This window comes from Streptomyces sp. NPDC024017, assembly GCF_040638895.1.
In the GTDB taxonomy this organism is placed as follows: domain Bacteria; phylum Actinomycetota; class Actinomycetes; order Streptomycetales; family Streptomycetaceae; genus Streptomyces.
Genome location: NZ_JBEZYZ010000011.1, coordinates 52626 through 67680, shown reverse-complemented (window position 1 = coordinate 67680; position 15055 = coordinate 52626). Strand labels below are relative to the sequence as shown.

11 protein-coding genes and 5 pseudogenes are annotated in these 15055 nt (G+C 68.2%); 8 read left to right on the top strand and 8 right to left on the bottom strand.

Features of this window, described 5'->3' with window-relative positions:
- The first annotated feature begins 25 nt into the window (after positions 1 to 25).
- On the top strand, positions 26 to 673 hold the full coding sequence (locus AB0G20_RS27985) for a S41 family peptidase (protein WP_361307003.1): 648 nt from the start codon (positions 26 to 28) through the stop codon (positions 671 to 673).
- A 61-nt stretch (positions 674 to 734) separates the two neighbouring features.
- Here AB0G20_RS27985 and AB0G20_RS27980 read toward each other — a convergent pair.
- Both AB0G20_RS27980 and AB0G20_RS27975 read right to left on the bottom strand, forming a co-directional pair.
- Positions 735 to 860: pseudogene (locus tag AB0G20_RS27980) on the bottom strand (IS5/IS1182 family transposase); the annotation flags it as partial.
- Between the two features lie 429 nt (positions 861 to 1289).
- Positions 1290 to 2255 carry a WYL domain-containing protein gene (locus AB0G20_RS27975; protein ID WP_361307001.1) on the bottom strand — a complete coding sequence of 322 codons (966 nt, stop codon included), beginning with the start codon at positions 2253 to 2255 and terminating at the stop codon, positions 1290 to 1292.
- A 92-nt stretch (positions 2256 to 2347) separates the two neighbouring features.
- Here AB0G20_RS27975 and AB0G20_RS27970 point away from each other — a divergent pair, with 92 nt between their 5' ends.
- Complete coding sequence (locus tag AB0G20_RS27970) at positions 2348 to 2716, top strand: VOC family protein (protein ID WP_361306999.1); 369 nt, start codon at positions 2348 to 2350, stop codon at positions 2714 to 2716.
- A gap of 50 nt (positions 2717 to 2766) precedes the next feature.
- Positions 2767 to 3015, top strand: a pseudogene (locus tag AB0G20_RS27965) (leucine zipper domain-containing protein); the annotation flags it as partial.
- Between the two features lie 302 nt (positions 3016 to 3317).
- Here the strand turns inward: AB0G20_RS27965 and AB0G20_RS27960 are convergent.
- The 3 genes and pseudogenes from AB0G20_RS27960 to AB0G20_RS27950 form a co-directional block, all read right to left on the bottom strand.
- Positions 3318 to 3482, bottom strand: a pseudogene (locus AB0G20_RS27960) (ISL3 family transposase); the annotation flags it as partial.
- A 338-nt stretch (positions 3483 to 3820) separates the two neighbouring features.
- Positions 3821 to 3913: pseudogene (locus tag AB0G20_RS27955) on the bottom strand (hypothetical protein); the annotation flags it as partial.
- A gap of 78 nt (positions 3914 to 3991) precedes the next feature.
- Entirely contained in the window at positions 3992 to 4384 is a 393-nt protein-coding gene (locus AB0G20_RS27950; RefSeq protein WP_361306997.1) for a nuclear transport factor 2 family protein, read from the bottom strand.
- A gap of 372 nt (positions 4385 to 4756) precedes the next feature.
- Between AB0G20_RS27950 and AB0G20_RS27945 the strand changes: the two genes are divergently transcribed.
- A complete protein-coding gene (locus AB0G20_RS27945) occupies positions 4757 to 5386 on the top strand; it encodes a hypothetical protein (protein ID WP_361307448.1) in 630 nt (209 codons plus the stop codon).
- Positions 5387 to 5830: 444 nt separating this feature from the next.
- Positions 5831 to 7255: a protein kinase gene (locus AB0G20_RS27940; protein ID WP_361306995.1), complete on the top strand. Its 1425-nt coding sequence runs from the start codon at positions 5831 to 5833 to the stop codon at positions 7253 to 7255.
- Between the two features lie 759 nt (positions 7256 to 8014).
- On the opposite strand, the gene AB0G20_RS27935 is transcribed toward AB0G20_RS27940, so the two are convergent.
- A complete protein-coding gene (locus AB0G20_RS27935; RefSeq protein ID WP_361306993.1) occupies positions 8015 to 8488 on the bottom strand; it encodes a GNAT family N-acetyltransferase in 474 nt (157 codons plus the stop codon).
- A 95-nt stretch (positions 8489 to 8583) separates the two neighbouring features.
- Between AB0G20_RS27935 and AB0G20_RS27930 the strand changes: the two genes are divergently transcribed.
- Positions 8584 to 9480 (top strand): phosphotransferase, encoded by an 897-nt coding sequence (locus tag AB0G20_RS27930; RefSeq protein WP_361306991.1) that lies wholly within the window; start codon positions 8584 to 8586, stop codon positions 9478 to 9480.
- Positions 9481 to 9544: 64 nt separating this feature from the next.
- Positions 9545 to 10075, top strand: a complete 531-nt coding sequence (locus AB0G20_RS27925; RefSeq protein WP_361306989.1) for a cupin domain-containing protein — start codon at positions 9545 to 9547, stop codon at positions 10073 to 10075.
- 211 nt (positions 10076 to 10286) lie between these two features.
- Here AB0G20_RS27925 and AB0G20_RS27920 read toward each other — a convergent pair whose 3' ends face one another.
- The gene (locus tag AB0G20_RS27920; RefSeq protein WP_361306987.1) at positions 10287 to 11474 is read right to left on the bottom strand and encodes a serine hydrolase domain-containing protein; all 1188 of its coding nucleotides are present in this window, start codon (positions 11472 to 11474) and stop codon (positions 10287 to 10289) included.
- Between the two features lie 297 nt (positions 11475 to 11771).
- On the opposite strand from AB0G20_RS27920, the pseudogene AB0G20_RS27915 reads away from it, so the two are divergent.
- Positions 11772 to 12047: pseudogene (locus tag AB0G20_RS27915) on the top strand (HEAT repeat domain-containing protein); the annotation flags it as partial.
- A 55-nt stretch (positions 12048 to 12102) separates the two neighbouring features.
- On the opposite strand, the gene AB0G20_RS27910 reads toward AB0G20_RS27915, so the two are convergent.
- Positions 12103 to 14994: a CHAT domain-containing protein gene (locus AB0G20_RS27910; protein WP_361306985.1), complete on the bottom strand. Its 2892-nt coding sequence runs from the start codon at positions 14992 to 14994 to the stop codon at positions 12103 to 12105.
- Between the last annotated feature and the right edge of the window lie 61 nt (positions 14995 to 15055).

Here is a 15055-nt window from a genome sequence, read left to right as displayed (position 1 = left end):
CCGCAGCCCTGTGGAAGGGCGGGTGTTGGCCGGCGGCATGGGGTATTTGTCGCTCCCCGGAGTGCAGGGATCTGAGAAGGTCTATCAGCAGTACCTGCGGGAGGGGCGAGATGCCGTGGCGAAGGCTGATCGTCCGAACGCTTGCGGTTGGGTAATCGACCTGCGCCGCAACCGCGGTGGCAACATGTGGCCGATGCTTGCCGTCGTGGGACCGATCCTCGGTGATGGCGACGTCGGGTCGTTCGTCGATGCGGACGGCAAGAAGACGGTGTGGTCCATTGAGAAGGGCAGCCCTCGTCTGGACGGTGGTTCCACCGGATGGGGAACAAGTCCTCCCGTAGGCGGCGGATCAGCCCCTGTTGCGGTACTCACCAGCCGTTCCACTGGCAGTTCTGGGGAGGCGGTGACTGTGGCCTTCCGTGGGCGCCCTGATACGCGATCCTTCGGCGAGGACACCACAGGCGTCCCCACTGGCAACGTAAATCACCGACTGTCCGACGGGGCCATTCTCAACCTGACGGAGGTGATGGATGCCGACCGCACGGGGCGTGCATACGACAGCCCCATTCCGCCTGACCAGCCAGTCGTCGACAACCTCGGACGCGGGGGAAGCAAGGATCCCGTTTTGGACGCTGCAACGGAATGGTTGTCCGAGCAGCCTGGCTGCGCGTAGGCGGGCTGGGTGATCAGCTGGCCAGCGCCGGTTTCCTTGGCCAGCTGGGGGTGGCGGCTTTCCGGGCGAGGCGCCTGGTCATGAGGGTGATGGCGGCCCATGTGATCAGGGTCTCGGAGTGCTGGATGAGCCGTTCGTAGTCCCTGGCGTGGCGGCGGGCATGCATCATCCAGGCGAGCGAGCGTTCATCCTCACTGCAGGACAACGAGCGGATGCGCCACTGTTCACAGCAGTCTTGAACAGCACTCGCGTACCGCGGATCAGCGCCGGACGCCCGCGCACCCGACCAGCACACTTGATCGCCGATCGGGCCTACTCCTCCCGCGAGAACCGCTCGCCCTGTGTAGGCGTCAGATCCCGCACACGATTCCGGAGAAGCGTGACCAGGCCGGCCACCGGCTCCGCAGAAGCATGGCCGGTGGCCGACCACCCGGATTCGACCGTGAACGATACAAACGCCGCCACAAGATCGAATGCCGGATCGGCCAGCTGAAGCAGGCGCGCGGGTTGCCACGCGCTACGACAAGCTCGCCGTCCGCTACGAGGCGACTATCCAGCTCACCCTGATACGACAGTCGCTATGACGACATCTCAAACACGGCCTAGATGTTGCAGGTCAGGATGTTGGTGACGGCGCATAGTGGTGGGCAAGATTGGTGGCGAGGTCGCGGAGGTGAGCCCTGGCTTCGGTGGGGCCGTGCACAGTGATGGCGCTCCCGAACGGCAGTAGTGCTCGCACGTCCTCCAGATGCAGGAAGCGGATCGTTACCTTGCGGCCGGGGGTGGATTCTTCCTGGTCGTCCCAGACGAGTCGTAGGCCAAAGATCCGTTGCGCTCGCTCGATCTGGGTCTCGTCGATGGTGGCGCTGACCTCTATCGCGTGGTTGTGTTCCCACTGATCTGTGAGCGCTGCAGCGACCGTGGCCAGGGTCTGGCTCTCGCGGATCCGTCGTGGCTGGTCGACTTCTTTCCACGTCGTGATCCGTTCGAGTCGGTACATCCGTGGCACTCGGGCACAATCGGCGACGAGGTACCAGATGCCGGCCTTGGCGAACAGCCCGTAGGGATCCACGACCAGGTCGCGTGGGCATGACTCGCGTGGGCTGTCGTACTCGATGCGTAGCCGGCGACCTCCCCGCACTGCGCCGATCAGCGAAGCCGGAGTCGTGCCGAAAGCTCGTACCTGACGCCAGGGACGGCTGTCCACGTGCACTACGTCGGTGAGCGGCAGGAGCTCATGAACTCGACGTGACTGTGTAGCGGCGATCTTGGAGAGCGCGCGCTGGCTTTCAACCGATACGTTGAGCTCCGCACGTTGCTTCTCATCCAGCCCAGTGAGCGACAGATGATCACGCTCGCCCTGTGTGAGCCGCGTGAGGTCGAGCCCGGACCCGGGCAGCATGGTCACGCCTCCGAGGCGACCCCGGTGTGCGGACACCGGCAGACCGGCGTCACGGAGCCAGTTCAGATCTCGGGTGATGGTTCGAAGGGAGACCCCGAGCGCCGAGGCAAGTTCCTGTGTAGTCACGGCATCCCTCGATTCGAGGAGCAGCATCAGGGCGAAGAAGCGGTCTGGGGTCACACACCAACTTTTTCAGGAATTGCGACACGATGCGGCGCATATCCCGCTCAGGCTGGTGGATGCGTACCTACGACCTGTGAAAAGGAATGATCATGACCACATCCGTCGTGTCCATCGTCTACGTGAACGACGCTCCCGCCGCAGCTCGTTTCTACGGCGACCTCCTCGGCATGAGCCCCTCGTTCGAGACTCCGGGATACATCACCTTCGACCTCGGGCCAGGCGCTGACCTCGCTCTGTGGTCTGGCCAGTTCGAGGATCTGTCACCGGACGTCCGGCGCACCAGTGAGGTTTGCCTGGCCATTGACGGTGGACGACCCGACGAGCTCAACGCGACCTTTGAGCAGTGGCAGTCCAAGGGCGTCACGATCCTGCGCGAGCCTCATGATGCGGGGTTCGGGCTGACCTTCCTCGCAGCCGATCCTGACGGGAACCGTATCCGCGTCGCACCGAAGGGCTGAAAGGCCGCAATGCGGCAGGCGCGCACGATAGGTGTCGCGCCTGCCGTCGTCTGACTTCGAGAGGACGACGAGGGCCCCACTCGCATGCGCCCCTGAGCGCCAAGGGCCGTAGGCGGCTCGTGAAGCGGTGCCAGACACGTCCCATTGCCCACGTCGCCGCTGAGATGGGTATCTCTCGCACATGCGCCAGCAAGTGGGTAAATCGCTGGCAGCTACTCGGTGATGCGGGATTGCAAGACCGGTCGTCAGGTCCGCACCGGAGTCCGAACGCGACTCCAGCATGGGTCATCGAGCAGATCGAGTCCTGGCGCCGCGCGCTCAAGTGGTCCGCGCAACGGATCACCGACGACCGCCGCTGGATCGCGCGGCGGCTGTGCCCTGCCTCGACCAGGGCATGGATCGTCGCGTGCGTGGTCCGGGTTCGGTCGGCGAACCGGTGGCCGGTCGGCCATGGCGAGCCGGACGACTCCTCTGTGGGGCCCGGCTCCGTCCCGGTCGTTTCAGGTGTCTCGGGGACCAGGACGCGCAGACATCGGCGGTGCTGGGCGATACTCCGCTCGGCGGCCTCGCTGAGGTTGTGCCAGAGGTGCCACCGGTCCGCGACCTGCACGGCTTGCGGGGCGCCGACGGTGGCGCCCTCGGCGAAGAACGGCGCGCGATCCCGGCAGACGACCTCGATTCCGGGCCGCTGTGCCAGCCACGCGGCCAGGGTCGACGACTCCCGGTCGGGCAGCAGGTCGACGGGCCGGCGGGTTTCGACGTCCACGAGGACGGTTCCGTAGTGACGGCCCTTGCGGGTGGCGTACTCGTCGACGCCGATACCCGTGGAGCCGACACCTTTGGCTCGGGAAGTGCGTCGACCAGCCGCAGAACCGTGCTGCGGCTGACCGGCGCACCGACAATGCCGGCCAGGCGGGATCCGGCCCGGCCTGCGAGGGCGAGACCGATCGCGGCCAGGGTCGAGCGGAGCCGCTCGGTCTGCTGGCCGTGCCTTCGAGTCAGGCCGGATATCTGCTCGACGAACGTGCGGCGTCCGCACTCGGCGGTCCGGCAGGTGAACCGGCGGACCCGCAGCTGGAGTACGACGCTTCGTCCCGCACTCGGAACATCTGCGGGAAACCGCAGATAGGAGCCGTGAACCTGGGCGGACCACGCTCCGCAACCCGGACACGAGGCGCCGACGGTGGTGCACTGCACATCAACACGCACTATCGCGTTGTTCACGTCGACCGACAGCACCGCGACGTCCGCGATCGAAGTGCGGGGTGTCTGTCGCTACGACCAGAACTCGTCGTATGCCTGCTGATCAGACCAGAGGTCCCAGCCCTCGGTGATCCTTCCGTCTCGGATGTGGAAGACGATCACGTAATCCATGTCGAGCTCCTTGCCATCACGCGAGGCCGTGGCGTGGAGCAGGGCGACCGTGTGCTTGTCGTTGGCGAGCACGTCATGGAGTTGTGGGCGGTACGTGCCCCCTGAGAGCTGGAATTCCTTTTGAAACGCAGCGAACGCGGCCTCACGACCGTGGAACTCCCCGGCCAGCGGGCTCTGGCCGGGGTTATGCCACACAACATCGGGGTGGAACAGCTCCGCCAGCGCCTCCATGTCGCCTGCCGTGAAGGCGGCAAAGGTCCGATGAAACAGAGCAATGTTCGGATGATCAGTCATCACAGCCTCCTCTGGCTTCTGGCCCCGCGAACGTAACCGGAAGCCGGATGGACAGCCGCAAGGACACTGGGCCGGCCGTCCCCTCCTACCCGGTCGGGCGCAACGGGAGCCGTGGCGACCTCCGACGCCTTCGCGCCTGGCTGGACAATGATGCTCTCGTTCGAGGCGCCCGTGGCGCACTGTCACTAACCACAGAAGTTGAGCCAGAACCACTACTCGTGAAAAGTGCCACCGGCAGTGTCGGCGTACACCCGTATCTGCTCAGGACGGTACAACCGAAAGTGCTCAGCTCGCTCGACTGAGATGAGGGTGCTCGGCGTAATCGGGAGGCGAAACGGGCGGGGGATGCGGAACACTTCGCCGGTGATCGTGATGAAGCCCGTCCTGGAGATATACACACCTGGAGGCTTCGACCTCTGGCCTGTCGCCGAGGTCGACTCGTTTGGCTTCCTGCCTCTCAGTGGTGAGCTCTCACCCGCTGAGGTCGGGTCGACGGTGATGCACATCGCCCGCTGCAACGACATCGACCCCGACGGCGACCGCCCGCCTCGTCCGGCCGACGCACTGGACTCGTTCCTTCACGGAGTGCTGACGTTCGACAACCTCTTCGCTGCGGGCGGCCTGCGGGTCACCGACAACTCCACGGGCGTCACCTTCCTGCCTGGCTGCTGTGATGGACTGGAGGACTGGCGCGACTGGCACCAGTTCATCGACGACGGCAACCTGCTCGGTTTCGGCCACGATCCCGTGTCACCGATTGCGGAGCGCTTCGGCGACACCGTCCGGCTCACAGTCAACGCCGAGCAGAGCGACAGTCCGGTGATCGAGCTGTCCGTCGCCGAGCTCCGCAATCTGCTCGCCGGCGCCGAGCGCGACCTCGCCGACTTCCTAGCGCTGGCAGCCGCTTGGGCCTCCAGGCACCTGCCTGGTCACTGCGTGCTCGTCACAGACGCCCTCGCCCGCATTGTCGGCCTTCCCGCGCCAGCCATACCGCCGGAGTAGGACGGCGGGCTGGCTTCGTCGGCCATGGCGAGGCCCTGGATCGTCACGGTGTGCGACGCGGTGAGCTTGTTCGCGTGTACCTGCCTGGCACTTCGACGTGAACGCCGACATGGCAGGCACCTCGTTCTGCTCTTGCGTCGCGGATGGGGCGACGGACTGTGCCGGGACGTGCACGCCCGCCACGGCGGCCTCGGACTGCGCCGCGGCCGCGGCGTGCTTGTGGAGTGCTACCTGAAGGGCTCTGCATCAACCAGCGCCGCGGTGCATAGCCGGCTTGGTGATCGCAGTCGACGGTCACCGGAGAAAGGTGCCCCCCAGCGCCTCCGGGAGTGGAGGCGGCCCACACCCATTGTTGTGCAAGTGGCGAATGGATGGGTACTTGCGTTCGGCGGCCCGTCGACGACGGGTGTCGGAGCGGTGCGAGTGCGCGGAGTGGGGAGATCGATGGTGGGATTGCGCGAGGTGCGGGGCGCCAGGGTCTTTCAAGGCTGCGCCAGGGTTCTGGCGGGCCGCTACCGTCTGGATGCGCTGATCGGTTCGGGTGGCGCCGCTGACGTGCACCGCGGATTCGACCTGCGGCTGCGGCGGCCGGTTGCTGTGAAGGTCTTCCGCGCGGGTACCGGCTTCGACACGGAGGATGCGTTCCGTAGCGAGGCTGTGCTCCTGGCCCGCTTGCAGCACCCGGGACTGGTGACCGCCTTCGACGCCGGACGCCATGACGGTGATGCCTTCCTGGTCATGCAGCTGATCGACGGGCCCACCCTGAAATCTCGCATCGCCCAGGGTCCCCTGTCGTGCGAGGCTGCCGCAGCGCTCGGCGCGGCATTGGCCGATGCCCTGGCTCACGCGCACGAGGTGGGGATCGTCCACCGGGATGTCAAACCGTCCAACATCATCCTGGACGCCTCCGGCCACCCCCATCTGACGGACTTCGGCATCTCCCGGCTGCTGGACGCGACCACTCGCACCGCCACAGGCACCCTGACCGGCACGGCGGCCTATCTCTCTCCTGAACAGGTCCTGGGCCGCTCCGTCGGCCGGCCCGCAGACATCTATGCCCTCGGCTTGGTCCTCCTCGAGAGCCTCACCGGCCGACTCGAGTACGACGGCGGTCCCCTCGAGTCCGCCATAGCGCGCCTGCACCGCCGACCCGCCCTCCCGGACTTCCTGCCCGACGGTCTTGCCACCCTCCTGCGGGACATGACCAGTCTGGAAGAACAAGATCGCCCCATGGCGCGCGACTGCGCTCGAGCCCTGACCCGTCTCGCCGCACCGAGCACGGCAAGCCCCGCCGCGCCCGGTGCCCGGCCCGCGCTCAGCGTCACACCGCCCGCAGCCGAGGATCACACCGACACCACACACCAGAGCTCATCACCCGCCGCGAAAGCGCCCTGGAGCTCGAACACCTCAACAGGTCTCCATGAGGAAAAGTATCGGTCCGGGTCCGCCCGCGGCCGCCTCCGAACGCATGGGGCGGCAGCTGCACTCGCCGCGGTCGTCGCCGCAGGCCTGATCGTCACCGACGGCCCCTCACAACCCGGCGCCGCAGACAAGGCAGGACCAGAAGCGGCCCCATCCGCCCCTGATCAGGCAGCCCCGCCCATCCCATCGGACACCCCGGCTCCCAACGATGACACGCCCTCCGCATCGGCCACCCCGCCCTCGCACGGCTCCTCCGCGCCCGCTCAGCCGCTGAGCGAGCCACTCCCGACACGCACACGGCCCGCCACCCACCCCGCCTCGACGCCCGAGACTTCTGAGCAGGCAACGCCCATCGCAGCAGGGAAGGGCAGGGCAAAGGCTCCGACCCGACCGCCGGGTGAAGCGCGGAACAACCAGATGGGCAAGAAGGCAGCACATGCCCAGTGAGGAGCAGGAAGCGATGGCGGTCGTACCAGCATGGCGGGCTCGGCGGGGAGGCCTGTCGGGCGGCCGACCGCGGTTCATCGGCCCAGCGCCTTCAACGGGCACGTGCGTGCGACCCGTCAAGACCCGGGACATCGAGGCGGCGTGCCAGGCCGAACAGGACGTGCGCGAGCGCCAAGAGCAGCGGGAGGCGCCGTCCGCGTCGAAGGCCGGAGGCTGGCTTGAACGGCGTTTCCGCAGCTGACCCGGGCAAGCCGTCATGAGATGACATGGTGGCAGGGCAGTGAGGCCCCCGTCCGGACAGCCTCGGGGTGCACTGCTGACGCAACTGCCCTACGTTGATCTCGAGAGGTGGTCGCTGCGGCGGCTGCACTCCGCGCGTTGGTCGTCTAAGGAAAGACGTCCCGCTTCCCGCGGGGAAATGCAGGTGCAAGGCCTGCCCGGCGCTCCACACAGGCCCCGATGCGTCTTCGGCATGGCGGAGGCTGCCGTGCCCTCCCCCTCGAGCTACGAGGACCCGCCGAGGAGTCTCACTGGCTCGCCAGCGCCAGGTCTATGCCGCCAGCGCATTGTCGGTGGTGGCCGCGACACTGCTCGCGCGATGGTGCCTGGCGGGCCGCGGAACGGCCCGGCTTCTTGCCTCTCGGCAACAACGGCTCCAGCACCGCCCATGGTTCGTCCGTCAGATCTCCACGCGCCACGAATCAAGGTCATCCCACTACTGACGACCTGGGGAGCGATCACCGGTGACGGCTAGGCGGGTCAGGGCCGCGAGGCGTTGAGCGGCAGATCTCGGTGGAAGACGGCCATAGCCCGGCCGGGGCCGTTGTAGTCGTCGACGATCTTCGCGTCGAAGCCGAGGCTGCGATGGAAGGCGATCGAGCCGGAGTTCTCGACTGACGTGATCGCCTTCAACTTCCGTGCACCGTGACGTTCCGCTGCTTCAGCGAACGCCGTGTACAGACGACGCCCGAGACCGGTGCCACGGGCATCGTCCCGCGTGGCGATCAGATGCACGTAGCCGGTGCCGTCTGGGGTGACGAACCCGAAGATGTACCCGCGGATTCCGTCCTCGGCCCGGGCAACCAAGCAGGTGGAACCGAACTCCTGCACCAGGGCCAGAAGGTGCAGCGACCTCAGGTCCCGTTCGCCCCAGTAACGGGAGTGATCAGTCAGAACCTGGTGGAAGTCGGCCACCGCTGCCGGTGCGATGTGTATCCCCATGATGACGATCATGGCAGGCGCCCTGGCCGATACAGGCGAAGGTCCGCACGGCATGGGCAAGTTCCCACCCTGTCCTGTCCGGGGTCTCCCGCGCACATTTCGGCGAGTTGCTCGACGAACCCGCCCCCACGTGGCAGGCCGCCACCGCCGACTGGCAGGCACCGGTGTCGCGCAACGCCTTCGAATGGGCGTGGATGCGGTTCGCATCCCGGCACCAGCCTGACAGCGTGCCCGAGCTGCTGGCTCACGACGCCGAAGCCGGCCTCTTCGCGATGGCATTCCTGCCCCCCGAGCAGTACCCGGTGTGGAAGGCGCAACTGTTCGACGGCCAGGTGACGGCGGCGACCGCCGCGGCCGTCGGACAGCTGCTCGGCAACCTGCACGCGGCGAGCGCGGGCGATGCCACCCTCGCCGAGGAGTTCGCCACCGACGACAACTTCCACGCGCTGCGCATCGAGCCGTACCTGCTGGCCACCGCCGCCGCACACCCCGATCTCAGCGACATCCTCCAGGGCCTCGCCGACCGCACGGCCGACACACACCTCGCCCTGGTGCACGGCGACGTCAGCCCCAAGAACATCCTCGTCGGCACCTCGGGGCCTGTGCTGCTGGACGCCGAGTGCGCCTGGGACGGAGACCCTGCCTTCGATCTGGCCTTCTGCGTCAACCACCTGCTCCTCAAGAGCCTCGTCGTACCCGGCCACCGAGCCGATCTCCTCGGCTCCGCCCGGGTGCTGGCCGAGGAGTACGTCCGGTGCGTCGACTGGGAGCCCGTGCCCGCCCTCGAGGCGCGGGCCGCATCACTGCTGCCGGCGCTGCTGCTGGCGCGCGTGGACGGCAAGTCCCCGGTGGAGTACCTCACGGATGACCTGCACCGGCAGTTCGTGCGGACAGTGGCGTCGGCCCTGCTCCGGGCCCCTGGCCTCACGATGGCGGACGTCCTGGACGCTTGGGCGACCGCGCTCGAGTCCCCGACCGAACCCGGCAGTCCCATACGCGACTGACCCAACCGACTCGACGGATCCGGCGGGCCTGGCGGATCCGCCGGAACCGACCGAGGAGACACACATGCGCAGAGTCGTCACCGGCCATGACGAGAACGGGAGGTCGGTCGTCGTCAGCGATGGCCCCGTCCCGCGCAGCCGGGAGTTCACCAGCCTGCCGGGCTGGGTGTCCCGCCTGCCATGGGCCACCGAACCCGGCGAGCAGGTCAGCCGGACCGGGGAGGACCCCACGTCGAAGGTCACCAGTCTGCTCCCTGCCCCCGGTGGGACACGGTTCATCGTCCTGACCTTCCCGCCGGGCGCCGCGATGGCCGACCCGGCTTTCGACCCCGTCGCCTTCGACCGCGAACAGCGAGCCGATTCGCCCGGCATTGCCGAACTCATCGGACCCGACGGCATGCACACCACGCCGACTGTCGACTACGGCATCGTGCTGCAGGGCGAGATCGTCCTCGAACTCGACGACGGCCGCCGCACTCGGCTCTCGGCAGGGGACATCGTGATCCAGAACGGCACCCGCCACGCCTGGCGCAACCACGGCGACCAACCAGTCACGATGGCCTTCGTCCTCGTCGGCGCGGAATGCGGCCGCTGACAGCGCAGGAGCGGCTGCGAACGAAGGCTTCGTCCCCACTCGATTGCCAAGTGCTGCTGGAAGCCATCGACACATGGTGCCCGCTCACGCTTGCGTTGCTTGTACGGCTTCGCCGCGACCAGCCCGCGATGTGGCCGGGCAAGGTGGTGCGCAACGTTCATCTGCGGTACCAGCGAACGTCGCGCCGAGCTCACCGCGACGACGCGTCCGCTCACCGGGTTCTGGGGCGGCCCCCGGCGCACAGTGCGTTGTCGATCAGGGCGCTGGCCGCGTTCTCCTGCTCCAGTATGTGCTGCGGGGTGTCGCCGCGTGCCTCGGACATGGAGACGACGGCGCTTCGCCTGCCGTCGTCGGTGACGCCGTTGAGGGTGATGTAGCCGCCGTCCCCTCCCTCGTGGCTCCAGTAGGTTCCTCCGCAGTTCAGGGGGCGTTCGACCAGGCCGAGTCCGTATCGGCCGTCGGGCCACAGCTCTTGGACCTGCGCGCTCACAGGGACGGTCTGCTTCATCTTGGCCAGCTGCCGTGCCGGCAGTAGGCGGCCGTCGAGCAGCGCGCGGAGGAAGCGGTTCTCGTCCCGCGTGGTCGTGACCCACGAAAGGTTCTCGTAGTCCACCGGTATCTGGTCGGTGACGTTCACCCGGGAACCGGGGCCGAAGAGCTGGTAGGCCTGGGCGTGGGGCCGGGGCAGGGTGGGCGAGGTGCCCATCCACCGGGTCTGGTTGAGGCCGAGCGGGCCTAGGATGCGGTGTTCGATCTCTTGGTGGGCGGGTTGACCGGTGGCCTTCTTGATGATCATGTCGAGCAGGACGTAGCCGGTGTTGGAGTACGCCCAGCCCTCGCCGGGCAGGAACTCCTCCGGCTCGTGGGCCATGGCGAGGTCGACCAGTTGCTTGGGTTCGTAGACGTCGTGGCGCTGCTGGTAGTACTCCTTCGGCGTGGTGTATCCGGGCAGGGCGTCGCGGATGCCGCTGGTGTGCTGGAGGAGTTGGCGGATGGTGATTCGAGTGCCGTCGTTGCCGTTACCCTGCACCACTCCTGGCAGCCAGTGGTCGACCGTGTCGTCCAGGGACAGCCTGCCCTCGGCCTCCAGTTGGAGGACCACGGTGGCGACCAGCGCCTTGGACGTGCTGGCCATGCGGAAGTAGCCGCGGGAAGAGACCGGGCGGCCGGTGGTCAGGTCGGCGGTGCCGCTGGTGGCGACCGACTGCCGACCGTCAGGCCCAACGACGCGGGCCTGCACACCGCTGACACCGAGGGCGTGGATCTTTGCGGCATCCCGGCGTAACTGCTCCACGGGGGAGGGGCCGACAGGCTGGGCGACGGCCGTGCCCGCCTCTGCGGCGAGCAGCGTAGCGACACCGATTGCCATGGCGAGGTGCTTTCGCAGAGTCGAGGTCATGGTCGAACGCTAGTTTCGCCCCAACGGGGGCGCGATCCGGCGCACCCCAAGATCAGAACGGGGGATAACCCCCGGTGCGGGCCGTCACCGGTCTGGCGTTGACCTGCCGGGCGCGGTGTGACGGTTCTCAACCAACCGGCACCGCCAGGGCACCCGGACGAGCCCCCCATCAGACCCGTTACGAACCATGGGATGAGAAACACGCACTTACAACTCGCACCACTCGCCCAGATCGTGGGGCGTCTCGATGGATGGTCGCGTGATCACCTCGAAAGCCCAGTGTGAGCAGGGGATACTCCGGACTTCTTCGTACGAGACATGCCGTCCTGGGCGGTGACCCGTCTCCCGCCGGAGACCACTCTGCCCCGGATCCGCCAGGAGCTCGACTCCGAGCGGACCCAGGCCCGCAGCCAGGCACTGCACACACTCTCCAAGATCGGCGACAAGAGTGTGTGGGCCTGGATCAACCGTGTCATGCTGCGGGACGCCGACGACGAGGTGGCGCGGACTGCGTGGCGGGTCGCGGCCGTCCTCGTGCCCGAGGGCGAGGAGAAGGACCTGGCAGCCGATCTAACCTGGCCCTGACCGTGCTGCGGGCGGCAGTGAAGCTGCGGGTACGGATACCCCTTCAGTGACCGACGTGGACATACCCGGCCCACAGTGAGGGGCTGGCCGGATACCGGTCACGCAGGGCGCGTACGGCCCGGTGCAGCGCCTGGGCCGACAGTTCGGTGCGGGGTGGGAGGCTGCCGCCGCGGGTGAGGTCGGCGTAGGTCGCGCGGGTGATCTCCATCGAGGTGGTGTCGTTGACCGGCCAGAGGGTGCCGATGACGCGCCGGTATCCGGCGAGTTGGAAGGCGCCGGTGATGTGCAGTGCCTCGTCGGCGTTGTCCGGGTGCGTGTTGGAGGTGCTGCAGGCGGACAGGTAGGCGAGGTCCGCGTAGGGCAGTTCCATGGCGGAAAGCTGTTCCACGGTCAGCGGCCGGGTGAGGTGGTCGTGGAGCAGCAGCATGCCGGCGGCGGGGTTCTCCCAGAAGGTGAGGCCGTGGCAGGAGAAGTGGGCGACGGGGTAGGCGGGCAGCGCGCGGACGACGTTCTCGTAGGTGGCCTGTGCGCCGGACAGGACCAGGGCGTTCGGCAGCAGTTCCGTGAGGGCCGCGGCCTCTGCCGCCGCACCCGGCAGCGAGGGGGCGTTCTCGGCGTCGGGCACCGCCACGACCAGCGTGTGCAGGGGCGTACCGGCCGCCGGGGGACTGAACCGGCCGGACAGGGCGCGCACGGTGGTTGTGTAGGAGGAGACGGCCCGGTCCATCACCGTCGCGTTCCCGCCGCTGTCGTGATGGCCGGCGGCGTGGAGCGGGAAGTACGCCATCAGGCCGACGGGGCACCACCAGATGCGGGGCGGGGGCTGCGTATCGGAGGACGGGGCGGTGAGGCTCAGCGCGTCGAGCACGGGTGCGGTGACGCGGTCCCACAGCCAGCGCAGGATCTCGTCCAGGTCCCGCTGGGCGTCCCGACGGGTGAGCAGCGACGGGTCGTTCGGGGCGACGAAGACGGCACGAGTCAGGCGCAGGAGGTGAGCGATGACGTCGGCCTGGGTCAGGCCGGTCAACGGCACCGGCAGGACGGGCTGTTCGGCGTCCGCCCGCAGGATGAGTGCGTCGCAGCGGCGCTCGGTGACGTTCACGATCACTACGGGGCCCTGATCGGCGTGGCGGCGCAGCGCCTGGACGGAGGGCGCCCGCAGGAAGCCTGCCATGCCGTCGAGGCTCCGGATCCGGCTCATCAGGTCGTCCCAGTTCCCGTCGTTCCCGTCGCGGGCACGGGCGTTGAGGGCGGTGCGCAGCCGCAGGAACTCGGCATGGAGCTGGGGTGCCCGGTGCCGCAGCAGCCTGAGGTCACGGGCCTCCAGAGTCCGGCCGTGCAGGATTCCGCGCGACAACTCCAGAAGTTCCAGAGCCCGTTCCGGTCTGCCGAGCTCCAGTGCGGCGGCAGCGGCACCGTCCGGCAGTCCCTCGATCTGTCTGAGTCCGATGACGTTGCCCATGTAGGACAGCCAGTCCGGGGTGAGCTGCGGCAGCAGGGCAACTGCGGCTTCGTAGGCAGCGAGTGCGGCGTGCGGGTCGCCGAGGGCGGCCTCCATGGCGCCCAGGTGCTGGAAGCTCTTGATCCGTACGTTGGGCGGTCCGGCGGCGGACGCGGCCTCGGCGAAGACATGCCGTGCCTGGCGCCGCCACGCGGCGGTGTCGCCGTCGCCGTGCCTGGCCAGGTCGCGCAGGGTGACGCCCAGATGCCACAGGCGATCTCCTCGTTCCCGGTGGTCGGGCGGTGTGGCAGCCGCCACGTGCTGGAACAGCCCCAGCGCCTCATGCAGTGCTTCGCCGTCCGTGCCGCGCGCGTCCACGCTGGAGCGGTACAACAGGATCGTCGCCAGGGTGAATTGTGCCTCTGTGCGCCAGGGGCCGGGGTCGGGGGCGGCGGCAACGGCCGTGCGGGCGGTCAGTTCCGCGTCCCTGAGGGCGAGTTGGTCGTCGGTCATGGCGTGCAGGGAAGCCAGCGACTGAATGAGGTCGATGAGAGTGTCGGCGTGCTCGTCGGCGGCCGACGGTGTCTCGATCGTCGCCCGCATCAGGTCGATGGCCCGGCGCATCAGGTCGGGGTCCCTGCGGTCCTGGGCGAGCAGTCTGACGGCGGATGCGAGACGTGTGCGACGCGTGTTGAACTCGGGATCGCGCCGCGGTGTGGCCGCAAGGCACTGTTCGCTCAAGTCGACCGCCTCGACCAGCAGTCGCGTGTCCGTCGTCGCGTCGTGCAGTGCCCTCAGAGCGCGTACGAGATCGAATTGTGCCCCGGCACGGTCGGAGGTGCTGCTGGCCTCGGACAGCGCTTCGCGCGCGAGGCCGACGGCTTCCTGGAGCGGTTCGACGTGTGCGGTGGCGCCCGCGAGATGCCGCAATGAGGTGATCAGGGCCGTCCGGAACATGGGACGGAGCTCGTCGCCGGGCGGGAGGGTGGCGTAGCACTCGCGTGCCACCTGGACGGCCTCGACGGGTGCGTCCCGGTCCCCGCTCCGCTCGAAGTGCTCACCGAGCTGGACCACCAGATAAAACTGGTTCACCTGGCGCATGCTGTCGCCGTGCGGCGTCGCCGCCACGGCCTCGCGGAAGGCGAGCACTGACTCGGCCACGGGCTCGGGGGAGTCCGTGCCCTGTGCGACCGTGAACAGCCGCTGCCCCAGGCTGTTGAAGACCCGGCCGCGGTCGTAGTGGCCCGGCGGCACCAGCGGAACGCAGCGATGCAGCAGGGCGATCGAGGCCGCGAGGTCCGCTTCCCGCGCCGTGCCGGTTCTGCGGTCGGCACGGTCGGCGAGCAGTTCTGCGGCAGTGAGCAGCACTTCGAGGTCGTACGGATCCTCGGCCGCCAGTTCGTGCAGCCCGGCCAGCACGTCGGACGGGTCGGTGCCCCGCCTCTCGTGCACGTAGGCCATGAAGAGCAGTCTGCGGCGCTTCCACTTGCTCATGGCTTCCTTGCTTCCGTCTGGTCCCCCGCGGCGTCCCGACATCACCCTGGCGCCGCACCGC